The organism is Pedobacter arcticus A12, from assembly GCF_000302595.1.
Taxonomy (GTDB): Bacteria; Bacteroidota; Bacteroidia; order Sphingobacteriales; family Sphingobacteriaceae; genus Pseudopedobacter; species Pseudopedobacter arcticus.
This window is the reverse complement of the sequence record NZ_JH947125.1, coordinates 676,753-700,978: the sequence shown is the minus strand read 5'-3', so window position 1 is coordinate 700,978 and position 24,226 is coordinate 676,753. Positions and strand designations below refer to the sequence as shown.

Here is a 24,226-nt window from a genome sequence, read left to right as displayed (position 1 = left end):
ATCATTATTCACATGAAGAAAACTCTGATTACTTTTATTTTACTAACCTTTATGATTTGTGTTTTTTCATGCAAAAAAGAAAACGACAGGGCGAATGATTTTTACAACACACATTACAGAGCCGGGCTGTGGATTAGCCTTGATAAAGCGGACACATTAGACTTTATAAACGGTAAAAATTTGGTAAGAAAACACTATGGATATGAAGAATATTTATACCGAATTAATGGAGGAAATCTTTTCATAAGATTACCCAATTCGACAGAAGAAACGCAACACCCAATTTTAAAAGTTGAGAAAGATAGCGTCGTACTTGGAAACATGTATATCACAAATGGGTTTACGGACAATTCTGAAACTTTTATCAAGGAAATTAAAAATTGAACTTTTGGACGAACACCTCAAACTTAGTGTAGGTATGTTGATTATAAACAAAAAAGCAGTTTCAACTTCTGCTGAAACTGCTTTTATCAAACAAATTAAATAGTTGTACTAAAGATAATCCGGGTTTTGAACCAGTTTGCCTTTGCTTATATTAATTTCTGTTTGTGGTAATGGATAAACAAACTGATATGGTTTAACGGTGATGCTATTGCCAGTTGCCGTTAGATATGCGTTTAAAGTTGCAATTGCTTTGGTCTGATCCATACGTTGCAAATCATACCAGCGTTGGTTTTCAAAGCCAAACTCCAATTGTCTTTCCTTATAAATCAAATCTCGAGCTTGCTCTTTAGTGGTAACCACGGCAGGAAGGTAATTAGCAACGTTTGCTCTTGTCCTCACTTCGTTTAAGGGTGCAAGTGTGGTTACAGTTGGTACGGTACCAAGTTCATTTAACACCTCTGCATACATTAATAAAACATCTGCAAATCGGATAACCGGGAAATCATTTCCGGCATCTCTTTGCGGAGCTGCTGCATCAATAAATTTAGCAGCCAGCCCAATATTAGCGCCCGTGGTAGTAAATGTTACTGCTTTTCTAACATCTCCAGATTCAAACAATGCTTGGTATTCGGCAGAAGCTTTTACATTTCTGGCGTTTCCGCTATTGCTATATTCATAAGAAAAAGAATTTCCTTCGCTACTTGAACTTGCTTTATAACGCACTGCAAAAATTATTTCTTTGCTCATTTCTGTTGCGGTACTAAATATTGCAGCGTATGAAGAATTTAAACCATAGGGCGCAATTCCTTTTAAGTTTGTTCCTACAATTGCCTCCAACAATGGCTTTGCGCTTCCAAAATCTTTCAAAGTGATGTAAACTTTAGCTAGTAACGCTTCTGCAGCTTGCTTATTTGCTCTTGCAGATGGAACAGTAGCCGAAGCGTTCACATTTAAATTACTTACTGCTAGCAACAAATCAATTTTAATTTGTGTGTAAATTGCTTCTTTGGTGGTTTTTACAAAGCTTGCCTGATCGTCAAACGCAATAGATTTGGTAATTAAAGGTACATCACCATAAAGTCTCACCAAATTGAAATACATTAAAGAACGTATAAATTTCACCTCACCTTCAAAAGCACTCTTTTTAACAGGATCTGTAACATTATCCAGGTACTTTAAAACCAAGTTACAACGGGCAATGGTATTGTAAGAGCGTTGCCAAAAATCTAGGAGAAAGAAATTGGCAGGTGATTCTCTAAAAAATTTAATGGAGCCCCAGTCTCCTTCTAAAGAATATCCAGAAGTATTGTCGGCTCTAATTTCCGTAAGCTGGTATTCGGCATCGTAAACTTTTTGCAAACCATCATAACATGCAATAACTCCAGTTTCAACCTCGTCGGTGTTTCTGTAAAATGTATTTTCTGTTAATGATGAAATAGGCTTTTGATCTAAAAACTTTTCGCAACTGGCTAAGCTAGAAACCGCCAGAAGTGCTATGATAATTTTTTTCATGTGATTGAGTTTTATTTAAAAATTAGCGTTAATTCCGAAAGTGATGTTCCTTGTTATTGGAGCTGCACCTCTCTGGTAACCATTTCTCAAAGGATCATCAGTATATTCATTTATACCTTCTGGGTTATAGCTGCTATAACCACTTGCGAAATGGTACCATAAATTATAGGCAGATGCGTAAACGCGTAAATAGTTACTATTGTTTTTACCTAAGAACTTAGCAGGGATCTTATACCCAACATTTAAACTTCTTAATGCGATGTAAGATGCATCTTCAATAGCGTAACTAGTTTCCGTTTTATACTTCACTTTCGCCCTTAAAGCAGGAGCCAAATTTAGGTACGCGTTGGTTCCTGTTGCTGCAAATTGCGTTTCGTAATAGTTTGGATCGGCGTTAAAAACACTTGCACCATGTGACCCTTGAAGCACAAAGCTTACATCAAATCTTTTAATTTCGAAACTGTTGGTTAATCCCCAAATAAACTTTGGAGTTGGCTGACCCAAAACTACACGGTCCAAATCGTTAATTACACCATTATTATCTCTATCCTTTACAATAGCTTTATCAGAATGTACATTAATCGGCCAGAAGTTTCCGCTCACAGGAATATCACTTTCATACTCAAAACCATAAAACTGAACTAAAGGACTGCCCACCTGACTCAAAAAATAATTTGGTCTTTTTGGATCACCTACATTAATTAAAAGATTACTGTTTCCTAAATCTTTGACGGTATTTTTATTAGTAGATCCGTTGGTAGAAACGTTCCATCTGAAGTTCTTTTGGCTGAGAATATTTGCAGTAAGCTCATATTCTAAACCTTGGTTCTGTACCTCTCCAGTATTTCCCCAAACACCTGTACTACCGGTAACGGAAGGAATAGCTAGGTAAAGCAATAAATCTTTAGTAGTTGATTTATAAGCATCAATTGATAAAGTGAACTTGTTTTTAAGAAACCCAAAATCTACGCCTCCGTTAAAACTATAGTTTTTCTCCCAACCTAAATTAGGGTTATCGTATAAATCAGAATTGAAACCCAAGGTGGTTCCGCTGCCATCTAAAATAGCACCAACGGTGTTTACATTGGCAAAAGCTCTGTAATTACCAATATTATTGTTTCCGGTTGCGCCATAACTTGCCCTAACTTTTAAATCGTTAACAAAATTATCTGGCGACCAAAAATCTTCTTGGCTAACCCTCCAACCTAAAGACGCAGAAGGGAAAAACCCCCAACGGTTACCAGCACCAAAACGAGAACTTCCGTCCCAGCGAGAAGCAAAAGAGGCCAAGTATTTATCATCATAGCTATAATTCACCCTAAAAAGTGCCGATGCTAAATTGTTTCTTTCTTTGGATGAACTTACCGCGTTTAAAGTACCTGCATTTAGTGTTGGAATATTATCCGTTAAAAAATTAGTCGCTGCAGAATTACTGTAACTAGCTAAGTTAGATTGTGCTGTAAAGCCTGCAATAGCATTAAAGTTGCTTTTGCCAATAGTTTTATTGTAGTTTAACAGATTTTCTGAAAGCCAATCAACACTTTGGTTATTAGCCAAAGTTGCTTTAGTTGACGCCCTTGCTGCTGTAATACCTTGTATTAACGGGTCTTTTGTTGCCCAAGATTTTTGAAAAAACTCGTTCTTAGCATTGCTGAAATAAACGCCACCAGAAACTTTTACAGATAAGTCTTTTGTAATGTTATATTTCACATTAGCATTGGCTAAGGTTTTTGTTATATAAATCATATTTGAAACACCTTCCAAATTTGTATACCCCGTATTATTTGCAGTTGCCGACAGATTTACACCAGTATACTTGGTATTTGTTGAAGGATCAAAATCTCTTTGATGAACGATATATCCTAAGGGAATTCCTGTTCCGTCGGCAATAGTTTGTGTTGCATATAATGGCAACCAAAGGGCAACAGAGCGGATAACATCATGTATTTTAAAAGTTGGTGCTCTTTGTATGGTATATGATGGTGTTAAATTAACCCCAATTTCCCATTTCTTATTTGGTGTAATATTAAGATTTACTTGTCCGCCGTAACGCTTGTAATCATTAGTTCTGATTACGCCTTTATCATACAAACCTTCTCCAGAAACATAAAACTTTACTTTATCGCTTCCGCCACTTACGCTAAACTGGGTGTTTTGAAAAAAACCAGTTTGGAAAGCGATATCCTGCGGGTCTGTTTCAACGTCATATTTTTGAGCCGCAATAATCTCTGGGCTCAAAACACCGTTGTTTACCTCTTTAACATGGTTAGCCCATTCGGTCAAGGTAAGAAAGTCTAATTTGCGGTAAACACTTTTAGTACCTGTACTGTTATTAAAGCTAAATTTTGTATCGCCAGCTTTACCAGTTTTCGTGGTAACCAACACTACCCCGTTAGCACCTCTAGACCCGTAAATTGCTGCAGATGCCGCATCTTTTAACACCTCTATGCTTTCTACATTATTCATATCGATGGTTGAAAGATCGCCTGGTATAGGGTAACCATCTACAACATACAAAGGTGTTGTTCCCGCAGTAATTGACGCCGACCCTCTAACTTTGATTACTGGCGCTGCACCAGCTGTAGCATCTGTATTGATAACCTGTACACCAGCTAATTTACCAGCCAATGCTTGGTCTGCTCTAGAAACTGGAATTTGGTTAAGATTATCATTATTAAGTTTTGCCACCGCTCCGGTTAGCGACGATTTTCGCTGGGTTCCGTAACCGATAACCACTACTTCATCTAAAGCGCTACTTGATTGACTTAGCGTAATGTTTAACAAAGAACTATTTGTTACGGTAATTTGCTTGGTTTCGAATCCTAGATATTTTACTTCTAGTACATCCTTTAACATCGCATTAATTTTAAAACTGCCATCGGCTCCCGTAACGGTTCCACCGGGTTTCCCTTTAACGGCAACAGATACGCCGGGTAAGGATTCCCCGCTTATATCTTTTACTATCCCGCTAATTAACGTCTGCGCTTGTGCGGAAATTGTTCCAAAAACAAAGAACGCTGCCCACAACAAACATATGCTGTACATTGACTTCATAAAAAATAATTTTAGTAAATAATTGGTTTACCAATAATTGGTTTACCAAAAATATGGTATTAAATATTATAAATCAAAGGTTTTACGTTTTTTTTATTGGAAGCGTAGCAATAGCTATTTAAATAACCTAGAGGCATACTATTAGATTAATATGCAAAGAAAAAGAGAAGATTTGATGTTAATCTAAAATGGGGAATACAGAAATTATTTTCGTAAGCGTAACATTTATTCGATAAACAGATTCAACTTAAACAAAAAAAGTAGCTTCATTTTAACTTGAAATTTCCTTTTAACTAACAAAAAAAACAAACTTAATCCTACGATAAAATTAAAGCCGTATAAGGTGCTAAAATTTCAAAAAACCAAAAGGCTTGCAATAAAGTTCATTGTTTTCAACTAAAAAAAACAATGAACAAAGCACATTAGATCTTAATCCTTAAAAAGACAAAATCCGTACAGCCAGCGAAAAACCAGCTATTCGGATTTATTTAAAAATTAATGGGTAGTCAAAAGTTTGCTGTAAAACTCACCTACTTCTTTAGTCATACTATCTGTCATACGATTAATCTCACGTGGATACTCCACCATTAAATTTGCTTTTTGCTTATAAAGATCATAAACATTAAACACTGGCGTCATCGCAGACTTAAGGGCTGGGATATCGGTATAACGATCTAGTTCTGGAGCTATAATCAGTAAAGGACGAGGCGCAATTGCTGAAATAATTTCCCCAAAATCTACTGGTGTGTTTTTTGGATTCTCGGCAAAAAAACCTAAACGTGGCATACTTCCATGTAGATTGGAATAAGTTCTTATACTCTCAAATTGATCATCGGATGTCCGCCATGGAGAAAAAGCAGCTACTGCAGCTACTCCTGCTACCCTGGAATCTAATGCAGCGGTTATGAGAGAAACGCTACCACCCAAAGTATTCCCCAAAAGATATATTTTACTTTTATCTATATAATCGAGCGTTTCTAAACCATCGATACTGCTTTTCACGTCTTGAACATATTTCCCCATCTTAGACCATTCCGGATACCTATCATAAAAATCTTTTGCTTCTTCTATGCGGGCGCCAAAACCGTACATATCTATAGCTAAAACAGCAAATCCTCTACTAATAAGCTCTTTAAACAACAAACCTGTGCCATTTCCTCCGTTTTTCGTATATCCTTTTGCAAAACCAGTAGAATGTGCGTATTGATGAGAATAAACAATAACTGGCAACTTGCCGTTTGGCTGTAGTTTCATTTTACCCGATTTATCCACAGGATAATAAAGAAAACCGTTTAAATTGTCTCCCATAGAAGTGTATGCCCCAAAATAATTAAGTTTTGAACCTGGAACATTGGGCAATTGGATTACGGAATTCAACCAATCCCTACGAGAGTCAACGGTTTCCACCATCGGCGTTGGTTTAACACCTGATGGCTCTTTACCCAAAATCCATTGGAGGTTCTCGGCTATCTGCTTCTTATCTTCCTCAAACGCTTGAATACTTTTATATTTATCCTTAAGTATAATCGGCTTAATTTTTCCAGCAACTATTTTGTCCGACGCATGTTTTTTCTCCCATTCCGCATAATCGTATTCATAATATAGATTGTTATGCCATTTCTTGGTATTTCTATTAAATTGAATATCTAAAAAATCGATTCCGTACTCGATATCCCTCGCAGCAACAAAGTGGTTACCGTAGCGGTTAAACACACCGATTTTATCACGGGCACCTAAAAAATCATAAACTTTTTTAGCGGAATAATAATTTTGTTCTATTGCCCAAGAGTTTAAGCCAGCTTCAACCAAAGAATAGTGCAACAACAGCGGTCTTGGTGCTACAAGTGCTGCCAGCGAGTTTTGATCAACAGGTAGTTTATCTTCATGACCGAAGAAAAAGCGTAATTGTGGAATAAACCAATGGCTATTGGCACCAGTTACTAAATCTATGGTTTCGCTGGCGTATTGTGGATCTCCAAATCGCCATGGCGAATCGCCACCTGTACTTGAACTAACGGGAATAGCTGCCGCAAACCTGTCATCAAAAGCAGCCGCCCATAAGGCCTGCTTCCCGTTTCTGGAGTGTCCTGTAATAGCAATTTGTTCTTTTTTAACTTCCTTTTGTGTGATGAGGTAATCTACAACACGTGAAGCGCCCCAAGCTCTTCGCATCAACATGCTAAAATCATATTCTGGATAGAGTATTTGATACGCTTGGGTATCATCCTTGGTGTCAGCTGCAGCATATACACAGCCTATGTAACCACGCCTTACCGCAAGCTGTGCCCAATTGCGATGATTCCACTGCGTCATATATACTGGAAAAGGACCTTTCCCAGCAGGGATCATCAGTTCAAAAGTAATTTTAGCTTTGTAACCTGGTCCAAAACTGGTTTCAATCATTTGAATTCGTGTACCATCCTCCACCCTATCCGATAGCACTCTAGTTTTAAAGTCTTTCGGTGCAGGCGGTTGTACACCAGATATATATTTTTGGTATTGCTCCTTTATCCATACCCTTTTAACCTCCCAGTCTGCTTTCGTGGTAATCTTTTGATCTTTACCGTCTTTGACCTGCATCAACGGGTCTGGTAAAAACGGAATAGATTTCATCTGCGAAAAATCTGGTGGCAATTCGCCACTACGATTTAACCAATCTTTCCATGTACTATCCTGCCATGTTGTACGGCGTGTATTGGCTTGTATTCTTTGCGGAATTGCGATTTTCTCAAAGTCATTAAGGTATTGCTTTTGTCGATCTATACCTGTTTGTGAATAAGCATCTGCTACGACAATTAAAGTCGCGATAAACAAAGTGATCTGTTTCAATCTTTTCAACATTTATAATAACTATTTAAGTTTACAAAAAATACCCAAAGTAATACATGCAAGATAAAAGCAAAGTTTTCCAAAATTACACCTATGTATTACTTATAGATATCCCTGTGAAAACTTAAATTAAATAGCTATGTTTACGTTACCGAAAGTAAAGATTTTTTATAGCTACGCAAAGCTATTTACAAGAATTTTTCTCTCTCTATTTTTTAAATGGGTATTTCTCTAAAACAATTTCATTCGATAAAAAACAAATCAATTTATAATCATGAAAAAATTCAAAGCGTTAGTGCTCTTTTTTGCGCTATTATCAACCCAAAGCTTACAAGCTACAAACCCCGTAAAACCTGCAAAAGATCCATTTTTAGTGACCGGTTATCTAAACTCTTCTTGGGTTAAACCAACAACTGATTTAGAATTCATCAAATACCTCGATAGAATTTTCTTCTTCGGACTTTCTCCGGATAGTGAAGGTCGTTTTACTGTGAGTGACGCCTACATCAAAAATTACGAATTGGTACGCTCGAAGATGAATAAAAATCAGAAAATACTGCTTGTTGTTGGAGGCGGGGGTTTGGTTGCCAATATGCATGTAATGGGTGACAATCCAGAAAAAAGAGAACTGTTTGTGAAAGAACTGGTCGCTTTTGCGAAGAAATATAAGTTTGATGGAATAGATATGGATTGGGAAACAGATTGGAAGTCTAAACCAGCAAAAAAGGTTTCCACCGAAAACTTAATTGCGTTACTTACTAGCATTAAGGGCCAAATGCCTAAAAACTCTATTTTGACTGCAGCTTTGGGTGGATCTTCGGGTCAACAAGCCACGGATATATCTGGCTTAGTTGAAGATGTTAGCGTTATGTTATACAGTACACTTAATAAAGAAGGATTACACGCACCGCTTTACACAGTTAAAGAAAGATTGGAGAATTATACAAAATCAAACTATCCCAATAACCGCTTATTAATTGGGGTTCCTTTTTATGGCCGCCACGCAGACAGGCGTACCCAAAAATATTACCAATTTGCAGACAAATTAGCTGGCAACCAAGTCATCTCGATTTACGATGGTTTTTCTTTTAACAGCGCTGAAGTGATGAGAGAGAAAGTGAGATATTTTAAAGAAGCCGGCTACAAAGGAATTATGATTTGGGAGCTAACCCAAGATGTGCCCTACTCAAACCCAATGTCCTTGTTACGGGCTATTTACGAAGAGGCAAAGAAGTAAATATTTTGACCAGTTTTTGTACCACACAAAATGTGTGAGTGGAATTTGTTAGGATTCAGCTTTAATATTAAAGCTGAATCCTGACAAATTAAGTTAAGAACTGATTTAGAATAATGTCACATGTTATATGCTAACCCGTTTTTAGACCAAAATTTAAGGCTACTAGCACACCTACGGTAAGTTTACACAAAAAAATTTGCCAATATATTTAAAATTTAATCCTGCGATAAAATCAAAGCTGTATAAGGTGCAATAGAAATTTCGGCGCTATGCTCAAAACCATCACACGCGTCGGATATAGCTTCAACATCATATGATTGATAGTTGCCAAACTCAGCATTATAGCCTTCCCAGTCAGAGTTAAACCTAACTTTCCACATACCCGGAGCGGGAAATCCAATTCTGTAAACCGCTTTATCACCGTCAGAAAAATTTAATACAACCAATGTAGTATCTTTTGCACCACCTTCTTTCCAACGTTGGTATGCAATAATTTTTTGCTCGTTATCAGTTCTAATAATCTGAATATGTTGCCCTGTTAAACCAGCAGTAAAACCAGTAAGATTTCGTCTTAGCGTGATCAAATCTTTATGCAGATTGAAATAGCCTTTAAATTTCTTTAACCTGCTCCAATCAATTGGATCTGTATCAGAAAACCATTTATCTTCCAGTAGCTCCTGACCTTGAAAAATCATCGGAATTCCCGGAGCGGTTAAAACCATTGCCATCCCTAAGGATGCCCGTTTCTTAGAATACCAATTATTAACGTCGCCAAAAGCAATTTCTTCTGCAACTCGAGCACTTCCGTTAGCCACTTCATCATGAGATTCTGTGTAAACCACACGTCTAAAATAATCGCCACTATATTGGTTCAACAAAGCTTCAGTAGCTTCATTCATATCCCTATCTTCATCATGCTGTGTAGTTAGTAGCTGGCGTACAGGGTGTACAAACGCAGCATCCCATTGGCTACCAAACCCTAAACCTTCACCCTCTCCAACCCTATCTGTAACCCAGCTTAGCTTATGTAAATCTTCTGCAACTGTTAATTTATAGGGATATTTCTCAGTAATCTCTCGGTTAATATCGCGTAAAAGTGTTAATCCTTCTTCTAACACTCCTCCCGGATTCTCGTCCGCATTTACGTTTCTGATGTATGGGATCATATCCATACGCAAGCCGTCAACATGGAAATCTTCTAACCACATTCTAGCGTTGTCCTGAATGTAATTGCGTACTTCTTCTCTGCCAAAATCAGGTCGGGTATCACCCCATGGCGTATTTGATCGCCAATCGTTGTAAAAATAAATACCACCTTTATCGTTTTCACTCCAACCATCAAACTGCCATAAGTCTAAATCAGACGGACCAAAATGATTGTACACTGCATCTAACATAATTGCAATACCCATTTTATGCGCCGCTTTCACCAATTGCTTTAAAGCATCTGGCCCACCATATTCGGTTTCAATAGCAAACGGGTAAGAAGGATTGTATCCCCAAGAGAAACCGCCCGGAAACTCATATGGAGGCATAATCTCAATTACGTTAATCCCCAATTCTTTTAAGTAACCCAGCTTTTCAATTAGTGAATAAAAATCGCCGGGTTTACCTTCTTCTGTAGCATTAAAAGTCCCCAAATGTAATTCGTAAATTACGGCTTCATTCCAATAAGGCATAAAAGACGCATCATCTTCCCAATCAAACGCATCGTTATCATATACCACAGAATTGCCGTTTGAATTGGTCATTTCCTTTGCATAGGGATCGTTTTTAGCTAATTCATCGTCGTTTTGCGTAATAATTACAAACTTATATTCACTACCAGCCTTTGCCGTATCCACATTTCTGGCGTAGTAGCCGCTATCTTCGTGTGCTAATTCCAGCTCATTTGGTGTCCAATTATTAAAGTCGCCCATTACAAAAACCTGCTTTGCATTAGGAGCCCAAACTCTAAAAAATACACCTTTATCATGTAAAATGGCACCCATGCCACCCATATTTATTTCATTATCAATCTTAGCCTTCATTAAATTACTTTTTACAAAAACTTGTATGCTAAATCTTTGCCATAATTGTAGGTTTTGCTTAAATAATTTGAGCGTTCAAACGCTATCTTCCATACGCCGCTATCGCTTCGGTTTTTTTTGCAGATTCTTCGACTTCGCTCAGAAGCAAGAAAGAACTGGCTTAAAAAAAGCCATATTCCAGCTAGCTAACGCAAAGAGGATTACTTTAGAAGATATTATATTAAACGTTAAACCTTGAACTTGGCCAGTTCATTACTTTACTCACTTCGACCGAAGATCTGCGAAAACTTAGGATACTTATCCACAAAATGAACCCAGCTTATAAACGAATGATTACCTAGCCCAAAGCCCCTTGTCCTGTTGCCTCGCTTGCTTTTGTAGCTCAACAAATAAATCGGCGTAACGCACATTTGGAGGAATAGTCATAACCGTTGCATATCCATTTTTAACCAGCTCGGCATTTACAAAAGTTCCATCTTCCAAATAAACGTAAGCAAGCGTACGCCCATAACGGTCTAGCGAATCAACATCACTAATCAATTTCACGCTTTTACCATTGAGCAATTTTTTGAGATACTCCTTTGCTTCCTTGCCGTAATAACCTATTTCCTTTCTACCGGTCTTTCTTGATTCTGGTGCATCTACGCCAATTAATCGAATTTTTACACCTTTTTCGGTTCCATTATCCGCCCAAAACGTATCACCATCTACAACCCTAGTTACAGTCAAATAAGGGCTTCCATGTGTTTGTTCGTCCCTAGCTTCGTCGTAAAAACTACAAGAGAATTGTACAAATACGATTATTAAGAATGCAGTTCTGAACGAAAATTTAGCCATTATTTAAATTTACTTGGTTTGTCAGTTTTGATTATTAGACTGGACAGGTTAACCTAAACTTTCGGTAGGGTAATATTTTCGCTTTAACCAAAAAGAATTTTTTAACGATAAAATTAATCCTGGTCTGCTAACCGTATAAAATCCCAAGCTCTTAATTTGCCGTGGCTTATTTTAGAGAAAACATAAAACAGTTCTGTTGCAATTTGCAAACTTCTTTCTTCATATTTTTCGGTCTTTTGTGCCGTATGATCAAATGCTTTTGGATCTTCAAAAGGAAGTGCAATTCTTTGCTCGGCACCTACTATAAAAGGACAGGCACCATCGGCTTCCGTACAAGTAAGTATGGCGGCGAAGCCAGTTGAAGGGTTGAAATCCGCATCGTACTTTTTAGAAAACGCGATAATTGGATGTTCATCTGCATCGTACTTTATGCCATAAACTGGATTTGATTCTTCTGAGAGCTTATTGATTTGAAATCCAGCAGTTTTTAGCGCAGTTACAACCTGTGGAAAAACTGCCGTTGCTTCTGTTCCGCCCGAATAGCAAAATACATTACTTATGTTAAAATGATGAGCCAAAGTTTGCGCCCAAACCTGTGATAAATGACTTCGCCTTGAGTTGTGAGTACAGATAAAATTTAAACGAATTTCTTGGTGATGATCAACTTTATACTGAACAAAGTTGATCAAAGATTGCAGATTATCTTTACGTTCTTTAGCTATGGTTTCTGCATTAAGCTCAGAAACTGTTTGTATTAATTGATGATAGAGTTCCATGTTTCTAAAGTAATGCAAGCATCGGAATTAGGGAATATTTGTTGAAATATTAATCTAAAACGGGCTAGTTTACTTTTATCCTGCAACCCTTTTCGGGAACACCAAAGACGCAACCACACTAACCGTTAAAATTGCGAGAATAATAAATAAAGAGTGGATGGTGGTAAAACCCCATTGCTCTAACCAATGATGGGCAAGCATTTTAACGCCAATAAATATAAGCAATACCGCCAAACCAGCTTTTAGGTAATGGAATTTGTGGATTACGTTAACCAATAAAAAAAACATAGAACGCAAACCTAAAATGGCGAATATGTTTGAAAAGAAAACAATATAAGGATCTTTGGTAACTGCAAAAATAGCTGGGATTGAATCTACAGCAAAAATAACATCGCTAAATTCGATTACTAGAAGCACTACAAAAAGTGGTGTTATAAAAAGTTTTCCTTTGTTACGATAAAAAAAATCATGACCCACATATTCTGGATGTATCGGAAAAAATTTGGATGCAAACTTAACCACCGGATGTTTGTCTGGATCTATTTTTTCCTCCTCGTCTTTAGCCAAAAACATCATTACGCCACTATAAATCAAGAATGCACCGAAAATGTACAATATCCAACCGAACTGGCTAATGAGCGTTGCACCAAGAAAAATAAAGATAAAGCGCATAATCACTGCACCTAAAATACCCCAAAATAACACGCGGTGATAATACTTTTCATCAACCCCAAAGGCAGAAAAAATCAATACCATCACAAAAATATTATCTACGGAAAGCGCATATTCTATCACATATCCAGTGATAAATTCTAAGCTTAAGTTATCGTTATATCTATTAAGGTTTTCGTGAAAATTAGCTGAATTAACACTAATGTTATGTTGATGGTCAGTAACAATTTGTTCTAAATGAGCCTGATCCTTTATATTATGTAATTCCTGCCCTTCTGTTTTCAAGAAAAAATAAAACCCGATTGCGAAAGAAATCCAGATCGCACTCATCGTTGCTGCCTGTTTAAAACTAACAGGTTTATCGTCTTTATGAAAAACGCCTAAATCAAGCGCTAGCATGAGCACAATAAACAGTGCAAAAGCGCCAAAAAAAATTAATTCGTGACTCATTTATTTTTTTCTTTCTGTGGTAAATTTCACTAGGTTTTCCAAACCGGATCTAAACTCAGATTTGGGGAATTTATATAAGATTTCAAAAGCTTGTTGTTGGTATAAAAACATTTGCTCCTCTGCGTAAGTCAAACCACCACTTTCTCTCACAAAATCAATGATCTGGTTAATCTTAGCTTCATCATCATTATGGTTCTTCACCAGGTTGATCATCTGCTTTTTATCAGCTTTAGATGCTTTATTTAAAGCGTAAATTAAGGGGAGGGTAACTTTCTTTTCCTTGATATCTATCCCTTTAGGCTTCCCAACATCATCTACCCCAAAGTCGAATAAATCATCTTTTATCTGAAAAGCTATGCCAATTTTCTCGCCAAAGTTTTTCATCATCTCTACCACTTCTGGCGTAGCACCTGATGAAGCCGCACCCGCCGCACAACATGATGAAATCAAAGAAGCTGTTTTCTGACGGATAACCTCGTAGTAAATCTCCTCGCTAATATCCATCCGGCGTACTTTTTCAATCTGCAAAAGTTCGCCCTCGCTCATCTGCTGAACCGCATCTGAAACAATTTTCAAAATTGTAAATTCTTGGTTATCAACCGAAAGCTGTAAACCTTTGGCAAGCAGATAATCGCCTACCAAAACTGCGATCTTGTTTTTCCAAAGTGCATTTACAGAGAAAAAACCGCGACGCTCGAAAGAGTTATCTACTACGTCATCGTGTACCAACGTTGCAGTGTGTAAAAGTTCTACAAGCGCCGCCCCACGATGTGTTGATTCCGTTATTCCACCGCACAAACCCGCTGAGAAAAACACAAACATAGGCCGCATTTGCTTCCCTTTTCTTTTTACGATATAATGCGTAATACGATCTAGCAATGGCACACTACTTTGCATAGAAACCTTGAACTTTTCTTCAAAAGCATCAAGCTCTGCAGCTATGGGTATCTTTATGTGATCTAACTTCAGCATTATCTAATAATAGTCACTTCATTTGGTTTGCAAACATAATGTAAAAAACCCGATTATTGAACAGAATTTTCGGCTTAAAAGCTTTTGCTGACAGCATTTGGCTATATTTGAAATTAAAAAATATCACGATATCAATGAAACAATTTTTAGCTGCATTTGCTTTCTTATTTTTATGTTTTTTTGTTGCAAAAGCACAACATCAGGCATCTTCGAACAAAAAATTCAATCTATTTAGTCAGGCCAACGTTAATTACGTTTTTGGGATTAATGAAAGCAGTTTAGATCAAAAAACAAACTCGCTGCATGTAAAACTTGTAATTGGAGTGGCAAATCCTAAAACCGGGTTTGGGATAGGTTTAGAAAACGCAACCTTTAGACCTGCTGGTTCTGCTGGCTCTCGGTTCGAGACTTTAAACTTTACAGGAAACGTTCATTTTTTGGCGAAACCCATAACCACTGACGAGTTAAATTATTTTGCAAAAGGCGCAGTTGGCTATGCCCCACGCATATTTAGAGGTTATAGTAAAGGCTTTAACTACGAGGTGGCTACTGGGATTATGCTTACCACAAAAAGAAAATCAAAATACTTTCTTCAAGCGCTTTACCAGTATCAAGAATTTGATGGCTTTTTGGTGAGTGGCGGAAAACCTAAATTAAAATCTGTTGGTTTTGGCGTTGGAACGTGGTTCTAAACTGGCAAACTATCTTTCTAAATCCAGCTCTTCGGCCGGATTCCAATAAAGTTTTTTAAAATCAACTACTTTATCATCCACAACTTTAACACCTTCTAAAGCTAATAATTCTTCCATTTTTGTTAATGTTTCAAAATGGAATTTACCTGTTAGCAAACCGTTTCTGTTGACCACTCGGTGCGCCGGAACTGCAGGAATAACTACACCGGCTCCGTTCATGGCATAGCCCACCATCCGCGAAGAGCCTTTAGTGCCAAGATAACTGGCAATAGCACCAAAAGACGTCACTCTCCCTTTCGGAATTAAGCGAACCACTTGGTAAACCTGATCATAAAAAGAAGCTCTATCCATTTTTTTAATGTTGAAAGCGTAAAAAGCTAAAGGCTTAAAGCTGATTTGCTGTGTGGTAAAAATTATTTTCTAATGAACACTCTATCTCACTACTTCCTACTCACCACTTCATACTTGCTACTTAATACCCAATACTAAAAAGCAAACTTCACGTAATTGATATTTTTATCCTTTTTTAAGTAAATCCGCTCGTAATGTGTTTTTATCGACAAAATCTCATCACCGGGGAAATCCCTGTAAACATTTGTAGTTTGTTGCATGGTAGGGATTTTCAATTCTGCAAGTTTCTCTAAGGTGTATTCAAAAAAGCCGTCGTTATCTGTTTTTAAATGCATTATCCCTTTCTCTTGTAAGGCAGTTTTGTATTTACCTAAGAACATAGGATTGGTTAAACGTTTACGCTCTAACGGACTTTGTGCTTGCGGATCTGGAAAAGTAAGCCAGATTTCTTCAACTTCACCTTCTGCAAAATAATCAAGAATATTCTGGATTTGAATGCGCAAGAAGCCTACATTTTGAATACCTTCATCAATCGCCATTTTAGCACCAACCCATAAACGATTTCCTTTGTAATCGATGCCTACAAAGTTTTTATCCGGAAATTTTTTCGCTAAATTCACACTATACTCGCCCTTTCCACAGGCTAACTCCAAAATCAAGGGATTATCGTTCTTGAAAAAGTTCTTCGACCAGTTTCCTTTAAACTCTTTTCCTTCTTCTAACTGTTTAACGTTGTCAAATGTGCCGATCTCCGCAAAACGCTGTAATTTTCTCTTCGCCAATTCTTTAAATTTTCTTCAAAAATAAGATTTACATAGTACTATCCACAAAAATTAATTTTAAAGGTTTTAAAGCGACCCAATAATTTTATCTTTGGGCACATTATTAGCTCATCGTTTTGGAAAAATTATCAAAAATTTACATCGCCGGTCACCGTGGAATGGTTGGTTCAGCAATTTTAAGAAAATTAGAAAAAGAAGGTTATACCAATATCATCACACGTACTTCTAAAGACCTAGATTTAAGAAACCAAGTAGCAGTAGCCGATTTCTTTGCTTCCGAAAAACTTGATTACGTTTTTTTAGCTGCGGCAAAAGTGGGCGGAATTATAGCAAACAATACCTATCGGGCCGAATTTTTATACGATAATTTGCAGATTCAAAACAATATTATCCATAATGCTTACCTCAATAATGTTAAAAAACTGATGTTTTTAGGTTCCAGCTGTATCTATCCAAAAATGGCTCCACAACCTTTAAAAGAAGAATATCTGTTAACGGGTTTATTGGAAGAAACTAACGAACCTTACGCCATAGCCAAAATTACCGGTATCAAAATGTGCGATGCCTACCGGGCACAATACGGTTGTAATTATATATCGGCAATGCCGACCAATTTATACGGCTATAATGACAATTACCATCCACAAAATTCTCACGTTTTACCCGCATTGATTCGCAAGTTTCACGAAGCAAAACAAAATAACGATGCTAACGTTACCGTTTGGGGAAGCGGAAGCCCGATGAGAGAATTCTTATTTGCAGATGATTTAGCGGATGCTTGTTATTATTTAATGCAAAATTACAACGAGCCTAATTTGATTAATGTAGGTACCGGAGAAGATTTGACCATTAAGGATTTAGCCTTGATGATTAAAGATATTATTGGTTTTAAAGGCGAACTGGTTTTTGACGGCACAAAGCCAGACGGCACTCCGCGTAAATTGATGGATGTAAGCAAAATACACGCCACTGGCTGGAAACACAAAATTGATTTAAAAGAAGGGATTGCGTTGGCTTACCAGGATTTTTTAGCTAAACACGGCTAAGATTAGTGCATAATTGCCTACAGCCCGTTATGTCGAGAATGCGAGAGCGCTCACATTTATTTACCAGTTACCGGAATTGGGATAAGTACAAACACAACTTAGAAACAATACAAAGTCAAAACATAAAATGGAAGACATAAAACTCACCCAATATTCTCATGGTGCAGGCTGTGGATGTAAAATTTCACCTGCTGTTTTGGACAAAATTTTATACAGCTCCGTAAAATACGAAGCAAATAAAAATTTACTGGTGGGTAACGATACTCGGGATGATGCAGCAGCTTATGATTTAGGAAATGGAACGGCATTAATTTCTACCACAGATTTTTTTATGCCCATTGTTGATGATGCTTATGATTTTGGTCGAATTGCTTCGGCAAATGCAATTTCTGATGTTTATGCCATGGGCGGAAAACCCGTTTTGGCCATCGCAATTTTAGGTTGGCCTATTGATAAATTAGCACCAGAAGTTGCGCAAAAAGTTTTAGAGGGCGCAAGATCTGTTTGCGCAGAAGCTGGAATTACACTGGCCGGCGGACATAGTATCGATTGCCCCGAACCTGTTTTTGGTCTGGCGGTAAACGGGATTGTCGACATTAAAAATCTAAAGCAAAACTCCACTGCAAAAGCTGGTTGTAAACTTTATTTAACAAAAGCCTTGGGTGTAGGAATATTAACTACCGCACAAAAGAAAGGCATTTTAAAAGCAGTACATCAAAATATCGCTCCTACCTCTATGGCTAAGTTAAATTCTATTGGAGAGTTAATTGGCAAATTAGATTACGTTACCGCGATGACAGACGTAACAGGCTTTGGCCTGTTAGGGCATTTATCGGAAATGTGTGAAGGTAGCAATTTACAAGCAGTTATTGAATTTGAAAAAGTACCTCGGTTAAAAGAAATCGACGAATACTTAGATCAGAAATCTATTCCAGGTGGTACTAACCGAAACTGGGCAAGTTATGGACATAAAATCGGTGAAATTACCGAAAGGCAAAAACACATTCTCGCTGATCCGCAAACAAGCGGTGGTTTATTGGTAGCAGTTGACCCCAACCACACTGCCGAGTTTGAAGCTTTGTTAAAAGAAAACAAAATTTTAGCGGAAAGCTGGGTTTCCTTCGGAGAATTAAGAGCGAAAAAAGAAGGAAGCTGGATTGAGGTAAGCTAATTATTTCCGTTTTATGCCTTTCCTTATATCGATCTCTCCGCCAACCGGCAGAGAGACATAAAGTGGCGTATGAACCTTTTATTCCAAAAGAAACCTTTTACGATTGCTAAGATTTCCTTAATATAAGGTTGCGTAAGGAATTGTAGCGGATACCGGCCTGGGCATAATGTCTTGGAACGTAGGAGCGAAAAACCGATCCGCCAGCTGACGGATTATCCCCAAATAAGCCATCTTACAAGCAAAAAATATCCCCTCAGAAAACCTTCTTCACAACACATTTCAACTGTTAAAAACTTTACAATATTCGTGTTGCTAATCTGATTAACAAGCGCATAAATTTTTTTACTTTTGCACATCCATCTGGCAATTATCGGTTAGATATTAAAAACGTTAATCCTGTTTAAAACATAAATAATACCCTCTCAAAAATGAAATTGAACGTAGCGTACAAAGAGCAATTTGAAACTCGACATATTGCACCAAATGAGCAAGATACGGAATCGATGCTGAAAATTATTGGTGTAGCTAGTTTAGCGGAGTTGATTGATCAAACGGTACCAAAAAACATCCGGTTGAAAAAACCAATGGCTTTGCCAGCCGCTAAAAGTGAGTACGAATATTTAAATAAACTCCGCCAAACGGCTTCAAAAAACAAAGTTTTCAAAAGTTATATTGGGCAGGGATATTATGATGTGATTGTGCCTGCGGTTATCCAAAGAAATATTTTAGAAAACCCGGGATGGTACACTCAATATACTCCTTACCAAGCAGAAATTTCACAGGGACGTTTGCAAGCTTTGCTAAACTTCCAGACTATGGTTCTGGATTTAACGGGAATGCAGATTGCAAATGCTTCGCTTTTAGATGAAGGGACAGCTGCCGCGGAAGCTATGTTTATGCAATACAGCCTACGTAAAAATGCCGAAGCAAAATCGTACTTCGTTTCAGAAGAGGTTTTTCCTCAAACCATAGATATTTTAAAAACTAGAGCGCAACCTTACGGAATTAAATTGATCATCGGCAACCATAAGACTGTGGCATTAACTGATGATTTATTTGGTGCTTTAGTACAATACCCAGCTGGACATGGCGAGGTTTATAATTACAAGGCTTTTGCCGATATAGCACATCAAAAGAACATAAAGCTTACTGTTGTTGCCGACTTGATGAGCTTGGCACTTTTAACTCCTCCGGGAGAATGGGGTGCTGATATTGTTGTGGGTACAACGCAGCGTTTCGGTATTCCCATGGGATTTGGCGGTCCGCATGCTGCTTATTTTGCTACAAAAGAAGAATACAAGCGAAGTATGCCAGGCAGAATAATTGGCGTGACCATTGACAAGCATGAAAATTATGCTTTGCGTATGGCCTTACAAACCCGCGAGCAACATATCCGTAGAGATAAGGCCACCTCAAATATTTGTACTGCACAAGCATTACTTGCCATTATGGCGGGGATGTATGCCACTTACCATGGTGCGAAAGGGATTAAAGCTATTGCCGAAAGAATTCATGGACTAACGGTTTTGTTAAGTACTGCCTTGGCTGAGTTTGGTTATAAACAACTAAACGAAAACTATTTCGACACTTTGAAATATGCTGTGGGCGATTTAACAAACCCACTTCATTCCGAATCGTTAAACAACGAATTCAACTTAAATTTTGACGGGGAATTTATCACCATTTCTTTAGACGAAACCACCCGTTTACACGATATAGAAACGATTGTTAAAGTTTTTGGAAAAGTAAAAGCTAAAACTTTACACGATATAGATTTAGAAAGCTTGGCTAAAAACGTAGAAAGCGTTATTCCTACCGAATTACAACGTACCTCTTCTTTTTTAACACATCCGGTTTTCAACAAGCACCATTCGGAACATGAAATGTTGCGTTATATCAAATCTTTAGAAGCTAAAGATTTGTCGCTTTGCCACTCTATGATTGCATTGGGTTCATGTACCATGAAGCTAAATGCAACTACAGAAATGATTCCTGTTACCTGGCCAGAGTTTGGTGGCTTGCATCCATTTGCACCCGTTCACCAAACCGGTGGCTATATGCAGATAATAGCCGAACTTAACGATTGGCTGAGTGAAATAACAGGTTTTGCTGCAATGAGTTTACAGCCAAACGCAGGTGCTCAGGGCGAATACGCTGGACTAATGGTCATCAGAGCTTATCATCAGGATAGAGGCGATTTCAACAGAAATATCGCGTTGATTCCTTCATCAGCACACGGAACAAATCCTGCTTCTGCAGCCATGGCCGGGATGAAAATCATCGTCACTAAATGCGATGAAAAAGGGAATATCGATGTTGCGGATTTAAGAGCCAAAGCTGAGGAACATTCGGCTAATTTGAGCTGTTTAATGGTTACTTACCCATCTACACATGGTGTTTTTGAAGAATCAATCATCGAAATATGTGAGATTATCCACCAACATGGTGGTCAGGTTTATATGGATGGTGCCAATATGAATGCACAAGTCGGATTAACTTCTCCAGCCAGTATCGGTGCAGATGTTTGTCATTTAAATTTGCACAAGACTTTCTGTATTCCACACGGTGGTGGTGGCCCTGGGATGGGTCCAATTGGAGCTGCTGCTCATCTTGTTCCTTACCTGCCAGGCCATTCGGTAGTGGATATGGGCAACGAAAAATCTATTTCAGCAGTTTCTGCAGCGCCCTGGGGTTCTGCATCTATCCTATTGATTTCTCACGCATATATTGCGATGATGGGTGCAAAAGGCTTAACTAATGCCACTAAATATGCTATTTTAAACGCTAACTACATCAAAGCGAGATTGGAGTCTCATTATCCTGTCTTATACGCTGGAGCAAACGGACATTGCGCCCATGAGATGATTTTGGATTGTCGCAGTTTTAAAACTTTTGGAATTGAAGTTACTGATATTGCCAAACGTTTGATGGACTATGGCTTTCATGCACCAACGGTTTCTTTCCCTGTTGCAGGGACTTTAATGGTTGAACCTACAGAATCGGAACCAAAACACGAACTCGACCGTTTTTGCGATGCGATGATTGCCATCAGAAATGAAATTGCTGATGTCGAATCGGGCTTATCAGACAAAATTGACAATCCCTTAAAAAATGCACCTCATACTGTCGCAGTAATTACTGATAACGACTGGGATAAACCTTATACTCGCCAAAAAGCAGCTTTTCCTTTGCCATATGTTGCGCTAAATAAGTTTTGGCCTTCTGTTGGGAGAGTGAACGACACTTATGGCGATAGAACACTTATTTGTAGCTGTCCGCCGATTGAAGAGTACGAGTTTGACGTTTTAGTTTAACTATTTGTTAGTCTTCCATGGCGCTCTCCATGGAAGACTAACCTTTTTTACACATAAAACAAATTGTAGTTCCACCCTCAGCATTTCGTTCTGCCCAAATTTGTCCATCGTTTATTTCAACAAATTCTTTGCATAAAACCAGTCCTAATCCAGTACCCACTTCATTATTCGTTCCGTTTTTACTGCTGTTACCTGGAGAAAAAATACTGATTAATTCTTTTTCGGTCAAACCTATACCATCGTCAGCAACACAAATCTTCCAAAAGTCTTTTCCGTGATGTTCTGCAAACAGCTTAATATTACCTGCCATTGGTGTAAATTTTATAGCATTTGCCACTAAGTTTCTAATAATAAAAGAAAAATGATTACTACAACTAAAAACTTGTAAGCCATCGAGTTTGTAATTCTGTACGTTTAACTTCTTTTCATGGATAGCCTCTGAATTTAGATCTAAAGCGTTTTGAATCACGGGTAAAATCTCAAAAACTGTTCTTTGAGGCGCTTCTCCCTTAATTTCTGCTTTCCCCCAAAGCAACAAATCATCTAATGTAGTTAATGCTGATTGAGACTGTTTAACCAACATTCCCAGATATAATTCTAATTCCGCATCATCAAGCTCTCCATCTTTTATCAAATTCAAAATACCTAAAGTAGTACTTTGGTTTCCCCGAAGATCATGACCTATAATTGAAAAAAGCTTGTCTTTGACATGATTACTTTCTACCAATTGCACTCGTTTAACATTAAGTTTAGTATTAAGCTTTCTTAAGCGGAACAAAATAAATACTACAAAGCTCAATAGAATTACCACAAAAACCAATATCCCGAAAAGAATATTCTGTTCCCTATTCTTCTGAAAAAGTAGGTTTTGATTCTCTATTATTCTTTTGTTTGCAGTATAAAGCCCTAACATAACGCTGGCCTGGCGAAATGCGCTTTGCTTTTGCTCGTTTATTTGCTTGTCTTCGATGCTTTTGGAACTGCCGAGGTATTCAAACGCCTTTTTATAATTGGCCTGTGTTTTAGCCAAACTGATCAAGTGACCATAAACCTCCAAAACTAAATCTTCTAAACCAGCTTCTTTTGATCTAGTTAATAATTCCAAAAACTCATCCTCTGCAAGTTGGAGTTCATTTTTCTCAACCAATATAACAGGAATATTAATACTAAGTCTTAACTCCTCGTCTCTTAACCCGCTCTTTTTCGCAAGTGTTAATCCTTGATTTAAATACGCTAGTGCCCTCTTGTAATCCTTTTCCTCTTTATAAATTAAACCAATATTCTGTAAACCTAGTACCTGCTCTACTTTTGCCCCTTCATTAACTGCTACCTCATAACTTTTCTTAAAAAAACCGAGTGCCTTTTTTAGGTTACCTCTTATCGCGTAAACTACGGCTTTATTGCTCATTAAGTCAACCTCAAAGAAATGAGATTGATACTTTTTGTTTACAGAATCTGCCTTCAAACAAAAAATATAAGCAGCATCCACTCTGTTTTGCCGTATTCTCAATGTAGATAATTTAAGGTAAGAGGCTGTCATCAACTCAGGATTATCTTCCTGTTTGGCAATTAACAAAGCTTTTAAAAACGAAGCTTCCGCTTTTACATAATCACCCTTTTTAGCCCATAAAACACCCAAGGAATTTGTGTTCTCCGCTTCTGCAGGTTTATCATTAAGTTTTCGGCTAATTGCTACCGCATCCTCATAATATTTTTCTGCAAGTTGCAAATAACCGTATCTTAACAGTAAAGCACCAGTCGTCCTATTTATCCGTAATAAAGATTTTGCATCTGCATTCTTATTATGGTCATGAATCAGGCCATCCGCGAACCGTACAATACTATCCACGTTCTGAGCGCTGATAGCTGTTAAAATATCAAGAGAAGTGTGTAGTTTAAGAGAATCTTTAACAGTTGTTTTTTGAAAAGCACTACCGTTAAGCGGAACAAAAAATACTAAAAACGCATATTTTAGCAAAAAAAGAAATCTATTTTTAACTATCGATAACATATTAACCCAAAAAGAAATGTTAAGATAACAAAATTAACGGTGTACATTAAAATGAAAACAATCATTTTAAAAAATAAACCTCCTACACTAAAACATACTGAATAAA

At 37.6% G+C, this 24,226-nt stretch carries 17 protein-coding genes; 6 read left to right on the top strand and 11 right to left on the bottom strand.

Features of this window, described 5'->3' with window-relative positions; all coding sequences use genetic code 11:
- Window positions 1–12: 12 nt before the first annotated feature.
- A complete protein-coding gene (locus B176_RS0104320; RefSeq protein WP_017257552.1) occupies window positions 13–384 on the top strand; it encodes a hypothetical protein in 372 nt (123 codons plus the stop codon).
- A 108-nt stretch (window positions 385–492) separates the two neighbouring features.
- Here B176_RS0104320 and B176_RS0104315 read toward each other — a convergent pair whose 3' ends face one another.
- The 3 genes from B176_RS0104315 to B176_RS18970 form a co-directional block, all read right to left on the bottom strand.
- Window positions 493–1,896: a RagB/SusD family nutrient uptake outer membrane protein gene (locus B176_RS0104315; protein WP_017257551.1), complete on the bottom strand. Its 1,404-nt coding sequence runs from the start codon at window positions 1,894–1,896 to the stop codon at window positions 493–495.
- A 15-nt stretch (window positions 1,897–1,911) separates the two neighbouring features.
- Window positions 1,912–4,950 (bottom strand): SusC/RagA family TonB-linked outer membrane protein, encoded by a 3,039-nt coding sequence (locus tag B176_RS18975; RefSeq protein WP_083852680.1) that lies wholly within the window; start codon window positions 4,948–4,950, stop codon window positions 1,912–1,914.
- A 495-nt stretch (window positions 4,951–5,445) separates the two neighbouring features.
- Window positions 5,446–7,791 (bottom strand): alpha/beta hydrolase family protein, encoded by a 2,346-nt coding sequence (locus tag B176_RS18970; protein WP_017257549.1) that lies wholly within the window; start codon window positions 7,789–7,791, stop codon window positions 5,446–5,448.
- A 262-nt stretch (window positions 7,792–8,053) separates the two neighbouring features.
- Here B176_RS18970 and B176_RS0104300 point away from each other — a divergent pair, with 262 nt between their 5' ends.
- Window positions 8,054–9,016 (top strand): glycoside hydrolase family 18 protein, encoded by a 963-nt coding sequence (locus B176_RS0104300; protein WP_017257548.1) that lies wholly within the window; start codon window positions 8,054–8,056, stop codon window positions 9,014–9,016.
- Between the two features lie 215 nt (window positions 9,017–9,231).
- Here the strand turns inward: B176_RS0104300 and B176_RS0104295 are convergent, their stop codons facing one another.
- The 5 genes from B176_RS0104295 to B176_RS0104275 form a co-directional block, all read right to left on the bottom strand.
- Complete coding sequence (locus B176_RS0104295) at window positions 9,232–11,046, bottom strand: alpha-amylase family glycosyl hydrolase (protein ID WP_017257547.1); 1,815 nt, start codon at window positions 11,044–11,046, stop codon at window positions 9,232–9,234.
- Window positions 11,047–11,379: 333 nt separating this feature from the next.
- Entirely contained in the window at window positions 11,380–11,883 is a 504-nt protein-coding gene (locus B176_RS0104290) for a thermonuclease family protein (protein ID WP_017257546.1), read from the bottom strand.
- A 113-nt stretch (window positions 11,884–11,996) separates the two neighbouring features.
- A complete protein-coding gene (locus tag B176_RS18965) occupies window positions 11,997–12,659 on the bottom strand; it encodes an arsenate-mycothiol transferase ArsC (RefSeq protein WP_017257545.1) in 663 nt (220 codons plus the stop codon).
- A 75-nt stretch (window positions 12,660–12,734) separates the two neighbouring features.
- Entirely contained in the window at window positions 12,735–13,781 is a 1,047-nt protein-coding gene (locus B176_RS0104280) for a TerC family protein (protein ID WP_017257544.1), read from the bottom strand.
- On the bottom strand, window positions 13,782–14,753 hold the full coding sequence (locus B176_RS0104275) for a polyprenyl synthetase family protein (protein WP_017257543.1): 972 nt from the start codon (window positions 14,751–14,753) through the stop codon (window positions 13,782–13,784).
- Window positions 14,754–14,887: 134 nt separating this feature from the next.
- Between B176_RS0104275 and B176_RS0104270 the strand changes: the two genes are divergently transcribed.
- Window positions 14,888–15,445 carry a hypothetical protein gene (locus tag B176_RS0104270; protein ID WP_154647881.1) on the top strand — a complete coding sequence of 186 codons (558 nt, stop codon included), beginning with the start codon at window positions 14,888–14,890 and terminating at the stop codon, window positions 15,443–15,445.
- 9 nt (window positions 15,446–15,454) lie between these two features.
- Here the strand turns inward: B176_RS0104270 and B176_RS0104265 are convergent, their stop codons facing one another.
- Window positions 15,455–15,796 carry an MGMT family protein gene (locus tag B176_RS0104265; RefSeq protein WP_017257541.1) on the bottom strand — a complete coding sequence of 114 codons (342 nt, stop codon included), beginning with the start codon at window positions 15,794–15,796 and terminating at the stop codon, window positions 15,455–15,457.
- A 134-nt stretch (window positions 15,797–15,930) separates the two neighbouring features.
- Window positions 15,931–16,578, bottom strand: coding sequence for a tRNA (guanosine(46)-N7)-methyltransferase TrmB (gene trmB / locus B176_RS0104260; RefSeq protein WP_017257540.1), 648 nt, complete (start codon window positions 16,576–16,578; stop codon window positions 15,931–15,933).
- A gap of 116 nt (window positions 16,579–16,694) precedes the next feature.
- Here trmB and fcl point away from each other — a divergent pair, with 116 nt between their 5' ends.
- The 3 genes from fcl to gcvP all read left to right on the top strand — a co-directional run bounded on the left by fcl (window position 16,695) and on the right by gcvP (window position 22,109).
- Window positions 16,695–17,624 (top strand): GDP-L-fucose synthase, encoded by a 930-nt coding sequence (gene fcl / locus B176_RS0104255; protein WP_017257539.1) that lies wholly within the window; start codon window positions 16,695–16,697, stop codon window positions 17,622–17,624.
- 127 nt (window positions 17,625–17,751) lie between these two features.
- Entirely contained in the window at window positions 17,752–18,795 is a 1,044-nt protein-coding gene (selD, locus tag B176_RS0104250; protein WP_017257538.1) for a selenide, water dikinase SelD, read from the top strand.
- Between the two features lie 428 nt (window positions 18,796–19,223).
- Window positions 19,224–22,109: an aminomethyl-transferring glycine dehydrogenase gene (gene gcvP, locus B176_RS0104245; RefSeq protein WP_017257537.1), complete on the top strand. Its 2,886-nt coding sequence runs from the start codon at window positions 19,224–19,226 to the stop codon at window positions 22,107–22,109.
- A gap of 37 nt (window positions 22,110–22,146) precedes the next feature.
- On the opposite strand, the gene B176_RS0104240 is transcribed toward gcvP, so the two are convergent.
- Window positions 22,147–24,087 carry a tetratricopeptide repeat-containing sensor histidine kinase gene (locus tag B176_RS0104240; RefSeq protein WP_161603008.1) on the bottom strand — a complete coding sequence of 647 codons (1,941 nt, stop codon included), beginning with the start codon at window positions 24,085–24,087 and terminating at the stop codon, window positions 22,147–22,149.
- Between the last annotated feature and the right edge of the window lie 139 nt (window positions 24,088–24,226).